This is a genomic window from Xenorhabdus poinarii G6 (genome assembly GCF_000968175.1).
Lineage (GTDB): Bacteria > Pseudomonadota > Gammaproteobacteria > Enterobacterales > Enterobacteriaceae > Xenorhabdus > Xenorhabdus poinarii.
Genome location: NZ_FO704551.1, coordinates 3,533,577 through 3,554,714, shown reverse-complemented (window position 1 = coordinate 3,554,714; position 21,138 = coordinate 3,533,577). Strand labels below are relative to the sequence as shown.

General features: G+C 43.9%; 21 protein-coding genes and 2 pseudogenes. 7 read left to right on the top strand and 16 right to left on the bottom strand.

What is annotated here, in order from left to right:
* Window positions 1–12: 12 nt before the first annotated feature.
* The 6 genes and pseudogenes from XPG1_RS16410 to cpxR all read right to left on the bottom strand — a co-directional run bounded on the left by XPG1_RS16410 (window position 13) and on the right by cpxR (window position 4,548).
* A complete protein-coding gene (locus tag XPG1_RS16410; RefSeq protein ID WP_045960193.1) occupies window positions 13–618 on the bottom strand; it encodes an SDR family oxidoreductase in 606 nt (201 codons plus the stop codon).
* Complete coding sequence (locus tag XPG1_RS16405; RefSeq protein WP_045960192.1) at window positions 618–1,073, bottom strand: FAD synthase family protein; 456 nt, start codon at window positions 1,071–1,073, stop codon at window positions 618–620. The genes XPG1_RS16410 and XPG1_RS16405 overlap by 1 nt, the downstream gene beginning before the upstream one ends.
* 399 nt (window positions 1,074–1,472) lie before the next feature.
* A pseudogene (locus XPG1_RS18615) lies at window positions 1,473–1,694 on the bottom strand (DDE-type integrase/transposase/recombinase); the annotation flags it as partial.
* A gap of 77 nt (window positions 1,695–1,771) precedes the next feature.
* A pseudogene (locus XPG1_RS16400) lies at window positions 1,772–2,170 on the bottom strand (GDP-mannose 4,6-dehydratase); the annotation flags it as partial.
* Window positions 2,171–2,476: 306 nt separating this feature from the next.
* The gene (gene cpxA / locus XPG1_RS16395) at window positions 2,477–3,859 is read right to left on the bottom strand and encodes an envelope stress sensor histidine kinase CpxA (RefSeq protein WP_045960191.1); all 1,383 of its coding nucleotides are present in this window, start codon (window positions 3,857–3,859) and stop codon (window positions 2,477–2,479) included.
* Entirely contained in the window at window positions 3,856–4,548 is a 693-nt protein-coding gene (gene cpxR / locus XPG1_RS16390; RefSeq protein ID WP_045960190.1) for an envelope stress response regulator transcription factor CpxR, read from the bottom strand. Before cpxR ends, cpxA begins: the two co-directional genes overlap by 4 nt.
* Window positions 4,549–4,700: 152 nt before the next feature.
* On the opposite strand from cpxR, the gene XPG1_RS16385 reads away from it, so the two are divergent.
* Complete coding sequence (locus XPG1_RS16385) at window positions 4,701–5,195, top strand: Spy/CpxP family protein refolding chaperone (protein ID WP_045960189.1); 495 nt, start codon at window positions 4,701–4,703, stop codon at window positions 5,193–5,195.
* A gap of 206 nt (window positions 5,196–5,401) precedes the next feature.
* Entirely contained in the window at window positions 5,402–6,541 is a 1,140-nt protein-coding gene (locus XPG1_RS16380) for a glycosyltransferase (protein WP_045960188.1), read from the top strand.
* Between the two features lie 43 nt (window positions 6,542–6,584).
* Here XPG1_RS16380 and rfaL read toward each other — a convergent pair whose 3' ends face one another.
* On the bottom strand, window positions 6,585–7,814 hold the full coding sequence (gene rfaL, locus XPG1_RS16375; RefSeq protein ID WP_052708327.1) for an O-antigen ligase RfaL: 1,230 nt from the start codon (window positions 7,812–7,814) through the stop codon (window positions 6,585–6,587).
* Between the two features lie 156 nt (window positions 7,815–7,970).
* Between rfaL and fieF the strand changes: the two genes are divergently transcribed.
* The 3 genes from fieF to XPG1_RS16360 all read left to right on the top strand — a co-directional run bounded on the left by fieF (window position 7,971) and on the right by XPG1_RS16360 (window position 11,277).
* Complete coding sequence (fieF, locus tag XPG1_RS16370; protein WP_045960186.1) at window positions 7,971–8,870, top strand: CDF family cation-efflux transporter FieF; 900 nt, start codon at window positions 7,971–7,973, stop codon at window positions 8,868–8,870.
* Window positions 8,871–9,075: 205 nt separating this feature from the next.
* A complete protein-coding gene (gene pfkA / locus XPG1_RS16365) occupies window positions 9,076–10,053 on the top strand; it encodes a 6-phosphofructokinase (protein ID WP_045960185.1) in 978 nt (325 codons plus the stop codon).
* 249 nt (window positions 10,054–10,302) lie between these two features.
* Window positions 10,303–11,277 (top strand): sulfate ABC transporter substrate-binding protein, encoded by a 975-nt coding sequence (locus XPG1_RS16360; RefSeq protein ID WP_436286834.1) that lies wholly within the window; start codon window positions 10,303–10,305, stop codon window positions 11,275–11,277.
* Window positions 11,278–11,370: 93 nt separating this feature from the next.
* Here the strand turns inward: XPG1_RS16360 and tpiA are convergent, their stop codons facing one another.
* Both tpiA and XPG1_RS16350 read right to left on the bottom strand, forming a co-directional pair.
* Window positions 11,371–12,138 carry a triose-phosphate isomerase gene (tpiA, locus tag XPG1_RS16355; protein ID WP_045960184.1) on the bottom strand — a complete coding sequence of 256 codons (768 nt, stop codon included), beginning with the start codon at window positions 12,136–12,138 and terminating at the stop codon, window positions 11,371–11,373.
* A gap of 144 nt (window positions 12,139–12,282) precedes the next feature.
* The gene (locus XPG1_RS16350) at window positions 12,283–12,903 is read right to left on the bottom strand and encodes a DUF1454 family protein (RefSeq protein WP_045960856.1); all 621 of its coding nucleotides are present in this window, start codon (window positions 12,901–12,903) and stop codon (window positions 12,283–12,285) included.
* 57 nt (window positions 12,904–12,960) lie between these two features.
* Here XPG1_RS16350 and XPG1_RS16345 point away from each other — a divergent pair, with 57 nt between their 5' ends.
* Complete coding sequence (locus XPG1_RS16345) at window positions 12,961–13,410, top strand: DUF805 domain-containing protein (RefSeq protein ID WP_045960183.1); 450 nt, start codon at window positions 12,961–12,963, stop codon at window positions 13,408–13,410.
* Window positions 13,411–13,446: 36 nt separating this feature from the next.
* On the opposite strand, the gene fpr is transcribed toward XPG1_RS16345, so the two are convergent.
* From fpr to XPG1_RS16330, 3 genes are all read right to left on the bottom strand, one after another.
* The gene (gene fpr / locus XPG1_RS16340) at window positions 13,447–14,193 is read right to left on the bottom strand and encodes a ferredoxin--NADP(+) reductase (protein WP_045960182.1); all 747 of its coding nucleotides are present in this window, start codon (window positions 14,191–14,193) and stop codon (window positions 13,447–13,449) included.
* 257 nt (window positions 14,194–14,450) lie between these two features.
* Entirely contained in the window at window positions 14,451–15,974 is a 1,524-nt protein-coding gene (gene glpK / locus XPG1_RS16335; RefSeq protein ID WP_045960181.1) for a glycerol kinase GlpK, read from the bottom strand.
* A 69-nt stretch (window positions 15,975–16,043) separates the two neighbouring features.
* Window positions 16,044–16,841 carry an MIP/aquaporin family protein gene (locus tag XPG1_RS16330; protein WP_045960180.1) on the bottom strand — a complete coding sequence of 266 codons (798 nt, stop codon included), beginning with the start codon at window positions 16,839–16,841 and terminating at the stop codon, window positions 16,044–16,046.
* A gap of 317 nt (window positions 16,842–17,158) precedes the next feature.
* Between XPG1_RS16330 and zapB the strand changes: the two genes are divergently transcribed.
* Window positions 17,159–17,401, top strand: a complete 243-nt coding sequence (zapB, locus tag XPG1_RS16325; RefSeq protein WP_045960179.1) for a cell division protein ZapB — start codon at window positions 17,159–17,161, stop codon at window positions 17,399–17,401.
* A gap of 117 nt (window positions 17,402–17,518) precedes the next feature.
* Here zapB and rraA read toward each other — a convergent pair whose 3' ends face one another.
* The 4 genes from rraA to hslV form a co-directional block, all read right to left on the bottom strand.
* Complete coding sequence (gene rraA / locus XPG1_RS16320; RefSeq protein WP_045960178.1) at window positions 17,519–18,034, bottom strand: ribonuclease E activity regulator RraA; 516 nt, start codon at window positions 18,032–18,034, stop codon at window positions 17,519–17,521.
* A gap of 107 nt (window positions 18,035–18,141) precedes the next feature.
* Window positions 18,142–19,059, bottom strand: a complete 918-nt coding sequence (locus tag XPG1_RS16315) for a 1,4-dihydroxy-2-naphthoate polyprenyltransferase (protein WP_045960854.1) — start codon at window positions 19,057–19,059, stop codon at window positions 18,142–18,144.
* Window positions 19,060–19,239: 180 nt separating this feature from the next.
* Window positions 19,240–20,571, bottom strand: a complete 1,332-nt coding sequence (hslU, locus tag XPG1_RS16310) for an ATP-dependent protease ATPase subunit HslU (RefSeq protein WP_045960177.1) — start codon at window positions 20,569–20,571, stop codon at window positions 19,240–19,242.
* A gap of 11 nt (window positions 20,572–20,582) precedes the next feature.
* Window positions 20,583–21,113 (bottom strand): ATP-dependent protease subunit HslV, encoded by a 531-nt coding sequence (gene hslV / locus XPG1_RS16305; protein WP_045960176.1) that lies wholly within the window; start codon window positions 21,111–21,113, stop codon window positions 20,583–20,585.
* Window positions 21,114–21,138 lie beyond the last annotated feature (25 nt).

Sequence of the window (21,138 nt, the reverse complement as noted above, 5' to 3'; positions counted from 1 at the left end):
ATTATGACCTGTTTAATATTTTTCTATGAATTTAAATTCATTTTTTCGATAAAAAATAATCGAACCATTAGTATAATGGCCATTGATCGCATTAATTATTGGTTGGCAACCTTCTTCAATAGTCATTATATTCGAGTTTTCTATAGATAGTGAATCTCGTAGCTTTGTTTGTATAGCACCAGGGCAAAGTGTTATTATATTATAACCATCTTTATATAATGCTTGAGAAACTTTAAGGACGCCAGCTTTAGATGCACAGTATGAGCTCCAGTCATTGTATGCATTGAAAGCTGCAGTAGAGGATATATTAATTATTTGACAGCTTTTATTTTTAATTAATGCAAATTTATTTACCAGATATGTACCTATAAGGTTCGTATTAATATCATTAATCCATTTTTCTGGTTCAGATTTAACTATTGTGCTTGAATATAAAGAACCGGCGAAATTAATAACAATATCAAATGTTTTTTTTGCAAAATATTGTCTTACACTTTCTATATCAGAAACATTCAATTCTTCTCTTGATGGAGTTTCTATAGTATTAGCTTCTGTTTTTATATTCTTAGTCAAATACTTTGCTAGATCACTATTTTTTGCTGTTACTAATATTTTCATTATTTTTTATCATCTACTGGATCTGGAGTTGGGTGATTATCACTAGTTTCTATAATCTTTTTATATTGCTCATAAATTGTTTGTTTTAAATTAGTTGAACTAACCCCTTTTCCATAAGGAAAATAAAATACTTCAACACCAAGTTCTTTCAGATAATCATACTTTGGATACCAATCATCACCAATAACAAAAGCATCAATATTTAGCTTTTTGACGGTTTCTTTATGATCTAGAATGTGTTGAGGTATTACCACATCCGGTGCTTTTAATCCTTCAATAATAGCAATACGTTCTTCAAAAGGAACAGATGGTTTCTTTTTATATGAACAAACTAGTTCATCGGTACTTACACCAACAATAAGTATATCACCAAGCCCTCGACCATAATTAATCATTTTTAAATGATTACTATGGAATAAATCAAAAGTACCTGATACATATATTATTCGTGACATTGTTACTCCAAAAAATATCAACCATAGCCATCACCCTGGGTTACGGCTCCCAGTGCGCACTATTACGAGTTTATCTTACTGATTTTATTGGTAAGTTGTGTCAGCAAGAGTTGCAGTTTATCAGTAACGAACTGATTTTTCACTATTTTATGTGAATAACTCAAATCGAATCATCAGTACCGTTTATATTTTCCGTCAAAGGCCAGTCTGATTATGCAGACAGGTCAAGCATGATAACACTCGTGTGTCTTTCATCAAATGGCGAATTCACGTCTGAAGTGCAACGCTAAGCCACCATTCTTAGCTTTGTAAACACCATAGTGTCCACTGAAGCTTTGTCCGGCTCTGTTGAGTTAATGTGGCATGGTTATCGAAAACCCGAGTCGGTTGTTTTTTTAAAGCAATCAGAAGAAAAAACTGTTCTGCTGGGGAACGTCCGTCTCCGCCTTTGTCCGGATGCTGATATTGCCCTTTGCGTATCATGTGGCTCAGCTCAATGCCGACCAGAATTGTCTACGCCTGGCGGTATCATTTAAATCCGGCCATCAACCTTACCCTCCGTTTGATGTTCCTGTGATCCTACTCAACAAGGTTGTTCAAGTACTTGCTTTGCCTGATGGTGTTTCGAGTTAAAGACATGGGTAACTTACTCGGTAAAAGTACGTAGGTTACTCGCTCTTTTCTTAATGCGACAGAGCCGTAGAAATATGATGAAAGCGGAAAGAGCTTTTTTCTCACTATCAAGTGAAGACCAGTATTTGAGTGCAGCCTCTAGAAGTACATGAGTGCCAGCGATGTTGGTTTCAATAAAATTCCACAGTTCCGCTGATTGATCGGTCAACGTGGCTTTCTGCTGCTAAGTGCATAATAGCATCAGGCTGGTATTGTTCTAATATGTTATCCAGTCTGTTACGATCGCAAATATCTGCTTTTTCAAAAGAATAGCGTGGGCTATTATCAATTGCTTTGAGTGATTCTAAATTACCTGCATAAGTCAGTTTATCAACATTAAGAACTCTATCATTAGTATGGTTGATAATATGTCGAATTAATGCAGAGCCAATGAAACCTGCGCCACCGGTAACCAGAATTTTCATTTTTGAATTTTTCAGCTGCTTTTAGGATTGAATGAAGTATTAAGAAGGAAATTTTATAGAAAATATATTGCTATTTTTTAGTGATAGCTACCGCACTGGGTTACGGCTCCCAGAGTGCCTATCATATGTAACAATTTGACTTATCCATTTAATATAAAAGGATTTTTCCATTTAACAAAATCAAACATATTAACGATTTTTGTTAAGTAGCGACGAGAGTAGACTCTCATCGCCTTGAGGTCAAGTATATCTGTGTTTTTTCTTTATTGTCAGATTTCGTCACTAACTAAGTCTTAAAAAAATGTTCTATCTTCCATGCAATGGCAACCAAATCACCAGTCGTAATCCACCTAAAGGGCTATCCTCTGCTTTTACCCAGCCTCGGTGCTGACTCACCGCCGTTTCAACAATTGCCAGACCCAATCCAGTTCCTCCAGATTCTCTATCTCTCGCTTCATCTGTCCGATAAAACGGCCGGAAGATATTTTCTCTATCTTCAAGACTGACTCCAGGGCCATCATCATCAACGGTGATCGTTACACCTTGGTTATCTGCTTTGAAGGCAACGGCGATATGGTTGTTGGAGTAACGTAGTGCATTGCGGACGATGTTTTCCAGGGCGCTGCCAAGTGTTGTTGGATTACAGTAAATCATCCAGTTTCCAGGAGGAGAAATGATATCCAGTGTTTTATGCATCTGCTCGACTTCAAATTTGGCATTTTCCAGAATGTCATGCCATATATCATAGGCTTTGATGTTTTCGCGCAGTAATTCGTTTTTATAATGATTACGGGAAAGGATCAACAGATCATTAATCATTCCGTCTAAACGTTGAGTTTCTGTTTCGATACGTGCGAGTTCTTTGCTTTCACCGTGACGGCGGCGCAGTAAGGCTGTCGCCAACTGTAAACGAGTCAGTGGGGTGCGTAGTTCATGGGAGATATCGGAGATCAGCCGTTGTTGAGCGGTGACCATCCTTTCCAGTGCGCTAATCATGTGGTTGAAGCTACTGCCCGTAGCCAAAAACTCTTGTGGGCCGGATTCTAGTTCAGGGTGTTGCCGTAAGTTGCCTTTCGCGACGTCATCCGCCGCATTTTTTAGTTTCCGGGCGGGTTTTGCCAGGCTCCATGCCAGCCACAGTAGTAATGGTGCGCTGATTAACATGGTGGCTGCGGGCAGTAAAAAGGGGCGGTCAAACATTAAATTAATAAAATCTGATTGTGGGCTGCTCGCTGGTCTAATGAAATAGAGAAGGTAATATTCTTCGTTATCGTGAACGGAAAAAGGACCAAGGACTTCCGAGCGGCTATATTTTTTCTTTTTAGGATGATCGGGGTTATCGGATAATCCGATAAAGTTGCGGATAGCTTGTCGTTGGTAGCGTGAAATCTCAGTATCACCACCAATGATAACGCCATTGTTGGTGGTGATAAGGAGTACGTGCTCGTTTTGCGAAGCTAGCAGATTAATCGCGTTTGTCATGTGTATCCACCAGAGTCCTTTCCCTGGGCTACGTGTTAATTCCTTTTCTATGTCTTTTGCCAGTTTTTTTCCAACCTGATATTCATTATCCAAAAGAGGGGCTAATTGCCGCGAATCCAGTTTAGGCGCCATTAAGGCTATCATCAGGACGAGTGCGAGCGTAAACCAAAAAATGGCGAATATACGAGCAGTCAAGCTATTGATCATTTTGCGGAAACCATTAAGTATCCACGGCCACGCAATGTTTTAAACCAGGGTAGCTCATCTGTTCTGTTAGGTAATTTACGGCGTAGATTTGAAATATGCATATCAATAGCCCGATCAAAAGGTGTTAAGCGTTTACCTAATACTTCTTGACTCAATTGTTCGCGGGAAACAACTTGCCCTAAATGTTGTGCAAGTAAATAAAGTAGTGTGAACTCCGTGCCGGTGAGATCCAAAATCTCGCCGGCAAAACTGGCTTCCTGGCGCCCAGGATTGAGTTGTAGTTTATCGACCTCCAGTACCGGTATTCCAATCTCAGCTTGTTGTTCACTCCAGTTAGAGCGGCGCAAAATGGCACGTATGCGGGCGACGAGTTCACGATCGTTAAAAGGTTTGGGGAGATAGTCATCTGCGCCTAGTTCTAAGCCTAAAACACGGTCTAGATTGCTACCACGAGCTGTTAACATGATCACGGGCGTCTGATGGGATTGCCGCAGTGCTTTCAGTGTCTCAATGCCGTTTTTACGTGGCATCATGATGTCTAACAATAATAGGTCAATTGAAGCATCAATATATTGTAAAGCTTCTTCACCATCGTGGGCGATCACAACATTGAATCCTTCCATTTCGAGTAGTTCTTTTAATAGCGATGTTAGCTCGCGGTCATCATCAACTAATAAGATTTTATGCATTAATTCTTCCTCCAAGAGCAAAATACGATAACAAACTCCGCTATTCCATGACTTTACGTTCTTTTACATGCTCTGACGCTAGTTTGCAGCAGCAGGGTTATAGTTGTCCGCACTAGATCGAATGCTGTTGTTCGAGAAAGCGAGGAAATTTAATGCGTAACATAGCAATATTGGCTGTAGCGTCAATGTTTGTTCTTGAAACAACGGAGACCTTAGCTAACACTGCTGATGCGGATCATGTTCCTGAAGCTCATTCTTCTCCATCTTGCATGCAAGGTGATTATAAGAGGAATTTTAGTTATTACCGAGGTAATCAGTACAACTATAGCTATATCTTCGGTGGAATCGTATTAACAGAACAGCAGCGTGAGCAGATATTGAGGTTAGCCAGAGAGCAAGGTGGGTATGAACAGCCGTTGGCTGATATGCAGGATGCCCATTTTAAACTGGATGATCTTTTGACTGAAGAGGATTTTGATGAAACTGAGGTTCGTTCACTGCTTGAGAAAATCGCCGAAAAGCATGTTCTTTTAGGTATAGAAGTGGCGAGATTCAATAATCAGGTTTATCAGCTACTTACAGCAGAACAGAAAGCGTTATTGAAAAAACGTAAAACAAGTAAGTGTCTTACTCAAAACGTGAACTGATTTTTTACAACTACGCTTGATGCTGAGTGCTTTGATGACAAAAGTACGTTGATTCCAGATAGCATCAGTAACGATTTTCCTTGCCATAGACACCATCCCTGTCTTTCAGCCCCGTTTCGGGGCTTTTTTTTGTCTATTATCGCTTACTTGTATAAACTGACTTTTTTATCTCATCCGGTGCATGATGTTTACTGATTGCTTTTCTCATGAAAAAATGTGTTTTTGTTGCCCCTGAATTCCATTCTATTCCCCCGAACTATGCTGCCGCGGTAGAGTGGTGGATCTATAACGTTGCCAAAATTAGTCAGGCCCATAATTTAATTATCTGTAAAGGAGAAAGAACGGAGAAAACGGTAGAAAAGATCAGTGAATATGCCACCATTCACAGGATACACACGAGCGTGGTTTATAAGCGTTTTTTTAGAAAATGGTCTCGTTTAGATCCTTATCCTTATGCTAAAAGGGTGGTGGATACTGTCATGCGTTATCAATGTTCGTATGGCGAGAAACCGATTTTGATCATCCAAAATTCTATTTCGCTTTATAATGCAGTGAAGCAGCTTTATCCAGAAAAATTCATGGTACTTCATCTACATAATAAACATAAAACCGCTGATTTAGCGCCAGAAACAAAGCTCATTACACCTAGCCATTTTTTGGCGGATTTCTTTCACTCCGAAGCAAAGATTGAGAATATCAAAGTAGTGCCAAATGGTATTGATAAGGCGCTATATCAACAGAGAACTCGTTGGAAAAGAGATCGTTTTGGGTTGAAAGATGATGAAACCGTTATCTTATATGCTGGCCGATTGGATAAAGGTAAAGGCGTTATTGAACTCATGGATGCAGTAAGTTTGCTGAATCAAAAAGGGCAAAATATTAAGCTGCTTCTTATCGGGGATCATGCAACGATTAAAAAAGGTGAACGCGAAGTTTATCGGAAAAAGGTGCTGGATAAAGCGTCAGATATGGCTGATATCTGTATTCTCGCAGGGAGTATACCGCCGATAGACATGCATCAAGTATATCCGCTTGCTGATTTAACGGTCGTTCCTTCATTAGGTGAAGAAGCATTTTGTATGGTTGCCTTGGAATCAATGGCCTGCGGTGTGCCGGTGTTGGTCAGTCCAAGAGGAGGAATAAAAGAATTTGTTATTCCAGAAAAAACAGGCTTTTTACTGCAAGAACCGTTGTCCCCGGTGAGTATTGCTAAAGATATTTCGGATACTTTGTTAAATGACAATTTAAGCACTGTCGCTGAACATGCCAAAGAGACAGTAATAAGTCAATATGATTGGCGTAATGTCAGCGTGTCTTTAGCAAATACATTAGCGGAGTGGTTTTAGCGGTGATGGGCTATCCACAAATATTGCATAGCCCGTTGAATGGTTAACTTTCGGTTCTAAATTGCTGTCTTTTTTCATGCCATCTTTGCTGACACAAAGCGGTCAGTAAGCCAAGATAGATACCCAAGATATTCAAATGAACACTCTCAAAGTTTCCTCTGACAATAAAATAGCCAAAGAAAGAGATCAATAAAATTAACGCTGCTTGTTTATTGCTTGCTTTCCACTCTTGAGCTGATTGTTTTAGGTATAAAAGCCCTACAAATAAAAAGGCCGCGAATCCAAATATTCCGCCAGAAAACCATACAGTCAGGAAAATATTATGGGGGCCAAGCGAGGTTTTAAATGTCCAGTCTGGGTAGTTTTTAACGTTATCGTTGTAAATTTGGTCATAGATTTTGTTGCCAGCGCCATAACCTTTGATTGGTTTTTCCAAAATCAAGGTGAGAGCTGAGCCTTGTGTCCCATTATGGTATCGGTGGCTGCTATCGGTCTGTTCCAACTTAAAAGCTAAAGTAGAATCTTTGATAAGATAGTCAGATTTGATGGCAAATATGCCAACCCCAATCATAATGATACTGGCAACCAACGTCTTCCAGTTTTTGTTCAGGATGATCATCAAAAAAAACATCACAAAAACAGCAAGCCAGGCGCCTCTGGAAAGGGTTCCTAACAAAACAAAAAAGACAGATAAAATCAGGAGTGCTATCAGCGCTAAGCGAATGTAATTTTTGTGATTCTGAAAATGCCAAAGGGCGACTAATGCGGGAAAGAAGAATACGATGCCATCCGAGATATTGCGGTGGTTATAGGTGGTGAATGGCATGATATTGTTTTGGTAATCCTGATAAAACAGGTAAATTTCTTTCAGTGTGATGAATAACAGCCCAATCAGAAATGAACCGATAACCATTTTCTGAATTTTAAGCGCACTGGTATGGCTTAATGCCAGAGTAATCAACAGGCTGGAAAGAACAACATCCCTGAAAAAAGGGGTTTTAAGTTCACTGATACTGAGTTTGGGCTCCGGTGAAATCACTATTGAATAGACATAGGTTAATGTCAGGATACCTAAAGACAAGATGACATTATTTTTTAAAGCAGCAAGACATCCTTTGGGGTTTTTAATCAGAAAATACAACGCAGTTAATGCCACCAGCGCAAAAAATAAGTTTTTATAGCGTGTGATACCTGTTACGTAGACAAGTGCGATGTAGCCACCGACGAAAAATGTACTCCAAGATAAATTATTTTTAATATTTTGTTTAAACATAACCATACCGGACAGAAAGTGGATTTTTGGGGGGTATTTTGTATTATTTCAGTCATACAGGCACGTAGAAAAATGCAGCCTCACAAATTCATCTGGGATGGATGCTGCGTTATTAGTATACCTGAGTCTGGCTGAATAACCGTAAGGTGGTCGTCAATGAGTATAAATTATGGGCGATGGGTCAGTTCTGCTGCATTAGCGGCAACGGTGCTGGCATGTGTGTTGTTGATTGTGAAGATTTTTGCATGGTGGCTAACGGGTTCGGTGAGTTTACTGGCCGCGCTGGTGGATTCATTAGTCGATTTGGCCGCTTCCTTGATGAATTTTTTTGTTGTGCGTTATTCACTTCAGCCTGCTGATGAAGAGCATACTTTTGGGCATGGTAAGGCCGAGTCGTTGGCGGCTTTGGCACAAAGTATGTTTATTTCCGGTTCGGCAATTTTCCTCTTTTTAACGGGTTTCCAGCATCTGTATGCCCCCAAACCATTGGCGCATGCGGCGATAGGTATTTGGGTTATCGTCATTGCTCTGATTTCCACATTATGTTTAGTCACGTTCCAGAAATGGGTGGTTAATAAGACCCAAAGTCAGGCGATCCGGGCAGACAAGCTGCATTATCAATCTGACCTGTTGATGAATGGCGCCATTTTGGTGGCGTTGCTTTTGAGTCTGTATGGTTTTCAACGTGCGGATGCGCTATTTGCCTTGGGTATCGGAGTCTATATCCTCTATAGTGCATTACGAATGGGGTATGATGCCGTACAATCTTTGCTTGATCATGCATTACCGGATGAAGAGCGGCAGGAGATTATCGAAATCATCCGAAATTATCCCGGGGTAGCGGGTGGCCATGATCTGCGCACCCGCCAATCAGGGCCGACGCGTTTTATCCAGTTTCATCTGGAGATCGATGATCATATGCCGTTGGTGCAGGTGCATGCTTTGGCTGACGGCATCGAAAATAAATTGCGGCGCCGGTTTCCTGATGCCGATATTATTATTCACCAAGATCCTTGCTCTGTTGTGCCGGAAGAGCATAAAAACCGTTGGGATTGAAAGGAAATTTATTCATAATCAAAAGATCGTCAAAGAACAGACATAATCTTAATGCAGGCTGAATGTTTTTCCGTATCATAGGTGTGTTGAATCAATTCAGCTCAGTGAAGTGACAATCAGGTTTCGCAAGATTGCTGTTAATTTTTCTCGTTAGGGAAATCGTCAGCAGATTGACAAATATTATATCGATAAGTCAGAGGTCATCATGATCAACAAGATTAAAAGAATCGGAGTCTTAACGAGTGGCGGTGATGCGCCTGGCATGAACGCCGCTATTCGTGGTGTTGTTCGTGCCGCTTTAACCGAAGGGTTGGAAGTGTATGGTATTTATGATGGCTATCTGGGGTTGTATGAAAACCGCATGAAGAAGCTTGATCGCTTTAGTGTTTCCGACATGATTAACCGCGGTGGTACGTTTTTGGGATCTGCCCGTTTTCCTGAGTTCAGGGATGATAAGGTTCGCCAGATTGCCATTGAAAACATGCACAAAAATGAGATTGATGCGCTGGTGGTGATCGGCGGTGACGGCTCTTATCTGGGAGCGAAGAGGCTGACCGAAGCAGGCTTCCCTTGTATTGGTTTGCCCGGAACGATTGACAACGATGTTGCAGGCACAGATTACACCATCGGTTATTTCACGGCGCTGGAAACGGTGGTTGAGGCCATTGACCGTTTGCGTGATACATCAACTTCCCACAAACGCATTTCCATTGTAGAAGTGATGGGGCGTTATTGCGGTGATTTGACGTTATCCGCAGCCATTGCGGGGGGATGCGAATTTATTGTTCTGCCTGAGAGTGAAACCCCGTTTGATCGTGAAGAATTGCTGGCTGAGATTCAGGTCGGAATTCAAAAAGGGAAACGTCACGCGATTGTTGCCATTACTGAGCATGTCTGTGATGTTGCTGAGTTGGCGAAATATATTGAGGCGGAAACGCATCACGAAACACGGGCAACGGTATTGGGGCATATTCAGCGTGGTGGCGCACCGGTTGCTTATGACCGCATTCTCGCTTCTCGTATGGGGGCGTACTCCGTTCAACTTTTGTTGGAAGGCCATGGCGGTCGCTGTGTTGGTATCCAGAATGAGAAACTTGTTCATCACGATATCATTGATGCAGTACAAAACATGCAACGTGTCTTTAAGAAAGAGTGGTTAGACACTGCGAAAAAGCTCTACTAATCCTTTCTTCGCCGTAAAATCCTCTTTTGGAGATAGCCATGTATGTGGCTATCTCATTTCTCATATTCCTCTTACGCATAAGCGGAAATTTTAAATTATTTCTGAGTTATAACACTTTCTGTCAGTTTTTAGGGTGAAAACCATAATAGCTTAGGGGAGTGTGTGATCGTGATGATGAATGCAAAGGGGATGAGGACGAGCCTGAGGCGGGGGATCACAAAACCGTATCTCATGTTGACGTTATTTTTGATGGTTCTGGCAATGTCACTGTTGGCCAATAATGCATGGGCAAAAACGCTTCAATTATTGAATGTCTCTTATGATCCAACCCGTGAATTTTATCAACAGTATGATGTGGCATTCAGCGAATACTGGCATAACAAAACAGGGGATGATGTCAAGATCCGCCAGTCGCATGGGGGATCAGGTAAGCAGGCAACTTCCGTGATTAATGGTCTTCAGGCTGATGTTGTGACTCTGGCATTGGCTTATGATGTGGATGCTATCGCGAAAAGCGGGCGCATTGATAAGAACTGGATTAAACGTTTACCGGATAATTCTGCGCCTTATACATCAACCATTGTCTTTTTGGTGAGAAAGGGAAACCCTAAACAGATAAAAGAGTGGTCTGATTTAATTCGTCCCGGGATTTCGATTGTGACACCGAATCCCAAAACGTCCGGCGGGGCGCGTTGGAATTATCTGGCAGCCTGGGGATATGGATTAGCGCATAACAATCAGGATCAGGCTAAGGCCAAAGCGTTTGTGCGGGCGTTGTATAAAAATGTTGACGTGTTGGATGCCGGAGCGCGGGGGGCAACGAATACGTTTGTAGAGCGTGGAATTGGTGATGTATTGATCGCGTGGGAAAATGAAGCGTTGTTGGCCATTAATGTCTTGGGTAAGGGAAAATTTGACATTGTGACACCGAGTATTTCTATTCTGGCGGAACCAACGGTTTCTGTTGTCGATAAAGTGGTTGATAAACGGGGAACGCGCGAGCTGGCAACCGCCTATCTGAAATACCTTTATTCTCCGGTTGGGCAGGAGATGGCGGCCAAAAATTATTATCGTCCGCGCGATAAGGCCATTGCCCAAAAATATCGGACGGTTTTTCCTGAACTGAGGCTTTTTACCGTTGATGAGGTCTTTGGCGGGTGGGATAAAGCGCAAAAAGAACATTTTGCGACGGGCAAGATTTTTGACGAAATTATCCGACGTTAATCATTCAGCCGATGACGCGGTTTGAGAGAGAAAAAAACCGCCACGGGTGATACCTGGTGGCGGTCGTGTTGTTACGTTGTGTTTTGCGGAGAATTAGGCTTTTTTCGCTTCTGCTGCGGCTTTCACGATCACGGCAAAAGCATCCGCTTTCAGTGATGCGCCACCGACCAGCGCCCCGTCGATATCCGGTTGGGTGAACAGCTCTGCCGCATTGCCGGCATTCACTGAACCACCGTATTGAATAATGACTTGCTCAGCAATCGCGGTATCTTGTTTGGCGATATGATCACGAATAAATTTGTGAACAGCCTGAGCTTGTGCAGGTGTAGCGGATTTGCCGGTACCGATTGCCCAAACGGGTTCATAAGCAATCACGGCATCTTGGAATGCTTCTGCGCCCAGCGTGTTTAAAACAGCATCAATTTGTCGTGCACAAACGGCTTCAGTTTGACCCGCTTCATTTTCTTGCTCGGTTTCGCCAATGCACAGAACTGGGATCAAACCCTGCTCTTTCAGAATGGCGAATTTCTTCGCGATGAATTCGTCACTTTCTTTGTGATAAGTCCGTCGTTCAGAGTGACCGATAATGATGTATTGTGCACCGACTTCTTTTAGCATTTCGGCGGACGTTTCACCCGTGAATGCACCAGAAAGATTGACACCGACATCTTGTGCTCCGAGCGCGATACGGCTGCCAGCCAGCGCATTTTTTGCCAGAGAAACATAAACTGTTGGTGGTGCGATAGCGACGCCACAGCCGTCAACGTTGCTCAATTCGTTACGCAGGCCTGCAATCAGGTCGTTAACCATGTGGGTATTGCCATTTAATTTCCAGTTACCCATAACTAATGGATGTCGCATATTTTTCCCTCCAACCAGAAAATAATTAAATTGCGAACTGAATGAATATTCTTGCTTTGAATGACATCACCATCATGCCATTCCTTGTCCGTGGAATCCCGATAGTATAAAGATCATCAACGCGAATAGCTCTGCGTTGTGTCACTAATTCTCATCTATTGTGGTGTCAGATAACGATAGCTTAATCGGTTCAATAGCGAAGGTCATTATATTTTCGCTGCTGTTTACGATGACATAACGGACTGCGCCCATTTTTTGACTGAACGTCGAGAAAGTTGCAGCTGCCTGCAAAAGTTTTTCCAATTGAATTTGAGCTTGTTCAGGGGAGAGGGTTGGTTCAAATTGATTGATCAGCGCCGCCATGTAGCGTTTTGCCAATATCCAGTTCCGCTCATCTTCGTGTTCATTCAGTGAAGGTAACAGCGTAAGCTGGAGGCTTTTTATCTTTTCGCTGCCTCGCTCCAGTACTGCCGAAGAGTAAATGTTTTGATTGATCCGGCTGGCGGCACGGATAAAAGGTTGGGAAATGTTTTGGCTTGCAATGACTTTATATTCGTTAAGCGGAATATCTGGATGTTTTTTATTGTATTTTTCCCGGAAGACAGGGATGGTTTCTTCGAAAGTAGGAAAATCTGGCTGTAGATACATTGGCAATGAGCCTATTTCTGTTGTGACAGAAGCTTCATAGGCAGAGGCTGGTAATGGTAAACCGATACCAAAAGCGATTAATATTGCCACCAGAAGTTTATTTATGCCTGTTTTCATTTTACGACTCACTGAGTTAAATCCTGGAAAAACAGTGCCCACAATTGGAAAGATGACATGACATTACAACAATGGGGTTTTTCATTCAAAGGCCGAATTGGACGACGAGAGTTTTGGTACGGAATCGGTATTTGTTTTGCTTTGATTTTTATACTTCTGACACTCCACGGCATGGGGGTTATCCCGATGAATTATGCGATGCCTGGTGTGGCCTTGCTATTATATCTAACCGTGGCGATTTTCTCGAAACGTTTGCATGACCGGAATAAACGTGGTGGGTGGGTGTTATTACTGGCATTGGCCTGGATATTAGTGTCCCTTGACTGGAGCATAATGGCGCCAATATGGCAGTGGGGAATAGGCCGCTTTGTCCCGACACTGATTTGCGTCATGATGATATTGGATTGTGGTGTTTTTCGGGGCACGGAAGGCGCTAATCGCTTTGGTAAGATGGCAGAAACGGTTGATTATATTTCTGCCAGGGAAACAGTTCAAAAACGCGGATAAGTTTATCGGTACATTTATTGAGACCGCCGTGGCGGTTTACCAGTATTGCTCACTGGTGATATGACCCGGTTTACGGCGCAGATGTTTTGCCATATTACGTTGTTCTTTCAATAGTTGCTGGGTATCCCTGACCATTTGGGGATTCCCGCACAACATGACATGGCTGTTTTCGGCCTGAATGGATAAGCCTGCCGCCGATTCCAACTGACCATTTTCAATTAATGCCGGAATTCTACCCATTAGTGCATTGGGCCATTTTTCGCGACTCACGATGGTTTGTATTTTCAGTTTACCCTGAAATTTATTCTCTAATGCCTGCATCAAGGGCAAATAACTTAAATCTTTTCCCCATCTCACTGCGTGAACTAAAACGATATTTTCGAACCGCTCCAGATTAATACCTTGTTGGAGAATGGAAAGATAAGGCCCAATTGCTGTGCCAGTGGAAAGCATCCAGAGTGTTTGGCTGTCAGGGATTTCATCAAGAACGAAAAAACCAGCGGCCTGCTCTGTGACGAACAACTCATTCCCGGTTTTTAACGCAGCCAATTGGGGGCTGAGTTTTCCTCCCGGAACGGTGACTAGGTAAAATTCCAGATAATTATCATCAGGCGAATTGACGTAAGAGTAAGCTCGTTGAATGCGCTCTTCATCAATTTCCAGCGCAAGTTTTGCAAATTGACCGGCGGTGAATTTTTCTATTGGTGCATGAATTTTGATACTGAAAAGTGAATCTGTCCAATGGGTGATGTCGGTAACTTTGCCTGTAACCCAATTTGCCATTACGATTAACCTCTCTACACAATATGATCCGTACTCATCGGGCACGAATTAATCTCAGCCAGATGAAGACGATGTCAATGGGGGATTTTGGGTCACAATCTTACGTGATTACTTGAAATAGCATTATCGATTACGTGTTACCATCGGCACATTGTGTTATCAGCCAAGTGTCATGTTGCAAGGCACGCTATCCTGTCAATCTGAGTTTTTCAAGGCGCGGGCAAGGTAACAAAAAACCATGCCAGCGCCTTGAGCGATTAAGCGCGATCTTCCCACTCTTGGGCGCGGGCAACCGCTTTTTTCCAGCCATTGTATTTATGGTTGCGTTCAGTCGTTTCGATACCTGGACGGAACTCTTTTTCGATCAAGGCCTTGCTTTTCACTTCATCCAAATCTTGCCAGAAGCCGACCGCCAAACCCGCCAGGAAAGCGGCGCCTAACGCCGTGCTTTCACGCACTTCAGGTCGCTCAACACGGGTGCCGAGAATATCGGACTGGAACTGCATCAGGAAGTTGTTAGCAACCGCACCGCCGTCGACGCGCAATGCTTGCAAGCGTGTACCCGCATCGGCTTGCATGGCGTCCAGGACATCGCGGGTTTGGTAAGCGATGGATTCCAGTGTGGCACGGATAATATGGTTGCTGTTGGCGCCACGGGTTAATCCGAAAATAGCGCCACGCGCGTAAGGATCCCAATATGGCGCACCAAGCCCGGTAAATGCAGGCACAACATAAACCCCATTGCTGTCTTTGACTTTGGTTGCAAAATATTCTGAATCCGCAGCATCTGCAATCAGTTTGAGTTCATCACGTAGCCATTGAATGGAGGCGCCACCCACAAATACCGCGCCTTCCAGCGCATAATTGACTTCACCACGTGGGCCACAGGCAATGGTAGTCAACAGGCCATGATTAGAGCGGACGGCATCGTTGCCGGTGTTCATCAACAGGAAACAGCCCGTGCCGTAAGTATTTTTTGCCATGCCGGGATGAACACACAATTGCCCATACAGTGCGGCTTGCTGGTCACCTGCGATACCCGAAATCGGAATACGGGTGCCGCCTTTTCCTCCGATATTCGTTTGGCCATAGATTGTTGAGGAAGCGGCAACTTCGGGCAGCATGACGCGTGGTATGCCCAACTCATCAAGGATTTTCTGATCCCAGTCCAGGTTATGGATATTGAACAACATGGTACGGGAAGCATTGGTGTAATCAGTGACGTGCACCCGTCCCTGCGTCATTTTCCAGACTAACCAGGTATCAACAGTACCGAATAAAAGCTCACCATGCTCAGCACGTTGGCGAACCCCTTCCACGTTGTCCAAAATCCATTTGATTTTTGTCCCGGAGAAGTAAGGGTCAACGACCAGCCCTGTATTTTGGCGAATATACTCTTCCAGCCCTTCTTTTTGTTTCAGTTTGGTACAGATGTCTGCTGTTCGGCGGCATTGCCAGACAATGGCGTTATAGACCGGCTTACCTGTTTCTTTTTCCCAGACAATGGTCGTTTCCCGTTGGTTGGTAATACCAATACTGGCAATTTGATCAGAACGGATATCGGCTTTTGCCAGTACTTCCACTAGGGTAGAACTTTGGCTTGCCCAGATTTCCATGGGATCATGTTCCACCCATCCAGGTTTGGGATAGATTTGTGTAAATTCACGTTGTGAAATGCAGACAATATTTGCATCGTGATCAAAGATCACGGCGCGTGAACTGGTCGTGCCCTGATCCAGAGCGACAATATATTTTTTTTCAGTTGTATTTTCTGTTGTCATAACTATAACCTGGTTTTATTGACTCATTTTTATCGTTTTATGGATTTGCCAGCGTTTTTATCTGGCAAATCAGACCTCGCGCGGTAAATGGCGAGTAATCAGCTGGCGGTAGCCAAAGGCACCTAAGACCGCGCCAACGATAGGCGCGACCAACGGAACAAGAAAATAAGGAATATCCCGACCTCCGGTGAGGGCAATATTCCCCCAACCCGCCAAATAAGCCACTAATTTGGGACCAAAATCACGAGCCGGATTCAACGCAAAGCCGGTCAAAGGGCCAAATGCTCCCCCGATAACGGCGATGAGAATGCCGATTAATAGCGGTGCCAAAGGCCCTCTTGGGATGCCGTTGCCATCATCTGTCAGGGACAGAATCAAGCATAGCAGAACGGCTGCGATGATAACTTCAACGATAAACGCCTGGAATACGGAAATCGGTGCTGCCGGATAAGTTGAAAAAACGCCGGCAGTAAAGAGACTTTCCTGTGAACCGCGAACGATGTTGTGAACTTGCTCATAATCCAGGAAAAGGTTGTAATACATCATGTAGACAATCAGTGCCGCAGCAAAGCCACCGAACATTTGGGCAATGATATAAGGCAACACTTTTTTTCTGTCAAAATTGGCAAATAGGCATAAAGCGATGGTCACGGCGGGGTTAAGATGTGCGCCTGAAATGCCGGCAGTAAGGTAAACGGCCAGAGCGACACCAAAGCCCCAGATGATGCTGATTTCCCATAAGCCGAGTTGTGCTCCTGCAATTCGGGCAGCAGCAACGCAGCCTAAGCCAAAAAAAACGAGCAACGCGGTGCCTAAAAATTCGGCAATGCATTGACCTGATAATGTTGGTGCTGTGCTCTGGCTCATTTCTATGATCCTATAAAAAAGTACAAGGGAAAGCGGATAATTATTTGTCCCTTTTTCTGTAGTAAGGGAAAAGTGCCTGTGAATTTATCGTTAATGAGCGTAAACGAGAAATAGCGAACTTGAAATCTGCGTGTTGCGTCAACAAAATGAGCGAATTCGCATTTACTTGGTGTTTTATTCAACTTGGAAATGTGATCTTGTAGACATTTGGGTTTAGTCACTATATTTTTCGTTATGCTGCACATTGAAGGGATGAAACTAGACAGGTGTTAACAGGCTAAATACAATCAAGACATTGCTTACAAGAGGGCCCCAGAATGTCATTTGAAGTTTTTGAAAAACTAGAATCCAAAGTTCAGCAAGCGATCGATACCATCACTTTGTTGCAAATGGAGATTGAAGAATTAAAAGAAAAGAATACCGTCTTATCTCAGGATGTTCAGAATGTGGCAGATAGCCGTGATTCTCTGGCACGTGAAAATGAGCAGCTCAAGCAAGAACAATCAGCATGGCAAGAGCGTTTACGTACCCTGCTGGGTAAAATGGAAGATGTACAATAAGGTATCCAATTGCTTAGCTGAAAAGGGCGATGATTACGCCCTTTTTTTGTCCCCTTTATATTGGGGATCTTCATATCGGCTAGACCAGAATGGTGATATGGCTATTTTTACCGGGGATCAGATTTCGTCATCACTATCGTCAAGTGCTTCGTCAATCTCCAGTGGGACATCCGATAAGACGATACCGGTGTTGTCTGCGTAAAGATAATCACCAGAGAAGAACGTCACCCCCCCAAAATTGACTCTGATATCACTTTCCCCTACGCCTTCACTGTTGGAACCCGCAGGAATAGCTGCCATTGCCTGAATACCAATATCAAGTTCGGCGAGATAATCGACCTGACGCACCGCGCCATAGACGACAATACCTTCCCACTCATTATTGACCGCAATTTGAGCCAGCTCTGCATCAACGAGTGCCTTGCGTACCGATCCACCACCATCAACGAGCAAAATGCGACCATGTCCATTTTCTTCAAGTAAATCATAAAGAAGGCCATTATCTTCAAAACATTTTACTGTGATGATACGACCACCAAATGAAGTACGCCCACCAAAGTTGGAGAAAAGTGGCTCTACCACGTTTATATCTTCTTGATAGATATCACAAAGTTCGGAAGTATCATATTTCATAGGATTGACGTCTGGTTATACAAGGAATAGACAGTATATCCTTTTAACGCCAGTGTTGGCAAAACCATCAATCTTAAAACTGCCGGGCAAAATGGCTGTTTACTCGCTTAATTCAACATTAATCCAAGGGAAAATAGGATATTGGTCAATAATGCAACCTTGACCATTTGTAGTAACTTGGGACGCATACCTTCAGGGGTGGGATCACGCAAGACTTGTACGGCATGTTTCAACAGGAGAGGAAACGCAAGCAGGAACAACCAACAAGACCAGCCATGCAGGTAGAGTAATGTGAAAGCGATAAGGCAGAGCATAGCGGTAAGCAGAAGGGTGGCATGATAATAGCGGGCTTTTTTTCCGCCCAGCCGGACGGCCAGGGTATTTTTACCGTTTTGGCGGTCATTGTCGATATCGCGTAGATTATTGATGTTTAAGACTGCGACAGAAAGTAAGCCACAAGCCGTTGCGGGCAACACGGTGCTGATGGAAACCGTATGGGTTTGCAGATAGAAAGTCCCGAGCACACTTAACCAGCCGAAGAAAATCAGAACGGAAATATCACCTAATCCGATATAGCCATAAGGACGAACCCCTACCGTATAAGTGATAGCAGCGACAATCGCCAATAATCCCAGGATCAAGAAACCGATGATGTCACTTGGGCTATTGCAGGCTACCGCGATGAGGGAAATGCCAGATAAACAAGAAAACAGCACGGTGATCTTCAATGCTGTTTTCATCTGCTTTGCCGTAATCAGCCCCTTTTGCATCCCGCGCATTGGGCCAATACGTTTTGCTGTATCGCTGCCTTTGGTGACATCACCATAATCGTTGGCCAGATTGGAGAGAATTTGCAGTATGGCGGCGGTGAATAACGCCAATACTGTCACTGGCCATTTGAACTGTCCTGCCCATGAAGAAAGCGCTGAGCCTGTGACAACGGCAGCAACGGCCAGCGGGAGTGTTTTGGGGCGCAAGCTTTCCAGCCATGCTTGTATCTGACTGCTAAACGTGGTTGAGCTCATATTGTTACTGTCTGCCATTAGAATGGGTGTAATAAATTTTATACCATCGAAAATAAAAAAAGGGGAGGCTCAAGGCCTCCCAATAGCGTGATTTTTTATCGTATCTTGCGCCTTTTCCACGTTAGATTTTTCACGTGCATCAGTGCAGTCAACGAGGTCTTATTGAGCCGGTGTCACTGATTACAGAATAAACCGGCTCAAATCTTCGTCTGCAACCAATTCGTCCAAGTGTTCTTTAACATAATCGGCATTAATTTCGACGGATTTTCCCTGGCTTTCGCTGGCGTCAAAGGAGAGGTCTTCCATCATGCGCTCAAGTACCGTATGCAGACGACGAGCACCAATATTTTCGGTTGTTTCATTCACTTGCCATGCTGCTTCTGCAATTTTACGGATACCGTCAGCAGTGAATTCGATATTCAGACCTTCCGTCGCCATCAGCGCTTTGTACTGTTCAGTCAGCGAAGCATTAGGCTCGGTCAGAATTCGTTCAAAATCTTCTGTGGTCAGCGCCTGCAATTCAACACGGATTGGCAAGCGACCCTGAAGCTCAGGGATCAGGTCGGAAGGGCTGGAAACCTGGAAGGCACCGGAAGCAATAAACAGAATGTGATCCGTTTTGACCATGCCGTGTTTAGTGGAAACGGTACAGCCTTCGACCAGTGGCAGCAGATCACGCTGAACACCTTCACGGGAAACATCCGGGCCAGACGTTTGACCGCGTTTACAAATTTTATCGATCTCATCAATGAAAACGATGCCATGTTGTTCAACGGCATCAATCGCCTGTTGTTTCAGCTCTTCTGGATTCACCAGTTTTGCTGCTTCTTCTTCAACCAGTAGCTTGAAAGCGTCTTTGATTTTCATCTTGCGACTGTTTTGACGCTGGCCTGCCAGGTTTTGGAACATGGATTGTAATTGATTCGTCATCTCTTCCATGCCCGGAGGGGCCATGATTTCAACACCAACAGGCGCAGCGGCGACTTCGATTTCAATTTCTTTATCGTCTAACTGGCCTTCACGCAATTTTTTGCGAAATGCCTGACGGGTCGAAGAGGGTTCGGATTGCGCTTCTGTTTGTCCCCAGTTATTTTTTGCCGGAGGAAGCAGGACATCCAGAATACGTTCTTCGGCCAATTCTTCTGCCCGATAGCGATTTTTTTCAATGGATTGCAGACGCACCATTTTTATTGCGGCATCTGTCAGATCACGGATGATCGAGTCAACTTCTTTACCAACATAGCCCACTTCGGTGAATTTCGTGGCTTCAACTTTAATAAAAGGTGCGTTGGCTAATTTTGCCAGACGACGGGCAATCTCGGTTTTACCAACGCCGGTCGGCCCGATCATCAAAATATTTTTTGGCGTGACTTCATGACGCAGTAATTCATCTAACTGCATACGACGCCAGCGGTTACGCAGGGCAATGGCAACAGCGCGTTTGGCTTTGTCCTGACCGATGATGTGGTTATTGAGTTCGCTGACAATTTCGCGAGGAGTCATTTCAGACATACTATCTATCCTTACGATTTCGAAGGCAGTTCTTCGAAGTTGTGATTATGGTTGGTGTAGATGCAGATATCGCCAGCGATAGTCAGAGCGCGTTCTGCAATTTCTCTGGCACTGAGTTCGGTTGTTTCTAACATCGCGCGAGCCGCCGCCTGTGCGTATGATCCACCGGAACCAATCGCAATAAGGTCATTTTCTGGCTGAATCACATCACCGTTACCCGTAATAATCAGAGACGCGTTTTCATCTGCGACTGCAAGCAGGGCTTCCAGTTTGCGCAGCATGCGATCTGTTCGCCAATCTTTGGCGAGTTCCACGGCTGCTTTGGTCAGATGCCCCTGATGCATTTCAAGTTTTCGTTCAAACAGCTCGAACAGTGTGAAAGCATCAGCCGTACCGCCGGCAAAACCTGCGATGACTTTGTCATTGTAAAGGCGGCGTACTTTGCGGACATTGCCTTTCATAACGGTATGGCCCATTGTTGCCTGTCCATCACCACCGATGACGACTGTGCCATTACGGCGAACACTTACGATTGTAGTCACGAGTTAGCCCCTGGTTACAAAATAG

Coding starts and splice junctions, on each gene's coding strand:
- XPG1_RS16385 (WP_045960189.1), top strand. CDS start 4,701: ATGCGTAACATAGCAATATTGGCTGTAGCGTCAATGTTTGTTCTTGAA.
- rfaL (WP_052708327.1), bottom strand. CDS start 7,814: ATGTTTAAACAAAATATTAAAAATAATTTATCTTGGAGTACATTTTTC.
- rraA (WP_045960178.1), bottom strand. CDS start 18,034: ATGAAATATGATACTTCCGAACTTTGTGATATCTATCAAGAAGATATA.
- fieF (WP_045960186.1), top strand. CDS start 7,971: ATGAGTATAAATTATGGGCGATGGGTCAGTTCTGCTGCATTAGCGGCA.
- zapB (WP_045960179.1), top strand. CDS start 17,159: ATGTCATTTGAAGTTTTTGAAAAACTAGAATCCAAAGTTCAGCAAGCG.
- tpiA (WP_045960184.1), bottom strand. CDS start 12,138: ATGCGACATCCATTAGTTATGGGTAACTGGAAATTAAATGGCAATACC.
- XPG1_RS16360 (WP_436286834.1), top strand. CDS start 10,303: ATGGTTCTGGCAATGTCACTGTTGGCCAATAATGCATGGGCAAAAACG.
- cpxR (WP_045960190.1), bottom strand. CDS start 4,548: ATGCATAAAATCTTATTAGTTGATGATGACCGCGAGCTAACATCGCTA.
- XPG1_RS16410 (WP_045960193.1), bottom strand. CDS start 618: ATGAAAATATTAGTAACAGCAAAAAATAGTGATCTAGCAAAGTATTTG.
- fpr (WP_045960182.1), bottom strand. CDS start 14,193: ATGGCAAATTGGGTTACAGGCAAAGTTACCGACATCACCCATTGGACA.
- glpK (WP_045960181.1), bottom strand. CDS start 15,974: ATGACAACAGAAAATACAACTGAAAAAAAATATATTGTCGCTCTGGAT.
- XPG1_RS16315 (WP_045960854.1), bottom strand. CDS start 19,059: ATGAGCTCAACCACGTTTAGCAGTCAGATACAAGCATGGCTGGAAAGC.
- cpxA (WP_045960191.1), bottom strand. CDS start 3,859: ATGATCAATAGCTTGACTGCTCGTATATTCGCCATTTTTTGGTTTACG.
- pfkA (WP_045960185.1), top strand. CDS start 9,076: ATGATCAACAAGATTAAAAGAATCGGAGTCTTAACGAGTGGCGGTGAT.
- XPG1_RS16330 (WP_045960180.1), bottom strand. CDS start 16,841: ATGAGCCAGAGCACAGCACCAACATTATCAGGTCAATGCATTGCCGAA.
- XPG1_RS16405 (WP_045960192.1), bottom strand. CDS start 1,073: ATGTCACGAATAATATATGTATCAGGTACTTTTGATTTATTCCATAGT.
- hslU (WP_045960177.1), bottom strand. CDS start 20,571: ATGTCTGAAATGACTCCTCGCGAAATTGTCAGCGAACTCAATAACCAC.
- XPG1_RS16350 (WP_045960856.1), bottom strand. CDS start 12,903: ATGAAAACAGGCATAAATAAACTTCTGGTGGCAATATTAATCGCTTTT.
- XPG1_RS16380 (WP_045960188.1), top strand. CDS start 5,402: ATGAAAAAATGTGTTTTTGTTGCCCCTGAATTCCATTCTATTCCCCCG.
- XPG1_RS16345 (WP_045960183.1), top strand. CDS start 12,961: ATGACATTACAACAATGGGGTTTTTCATTCAAAGGCCGAATTGGACGA.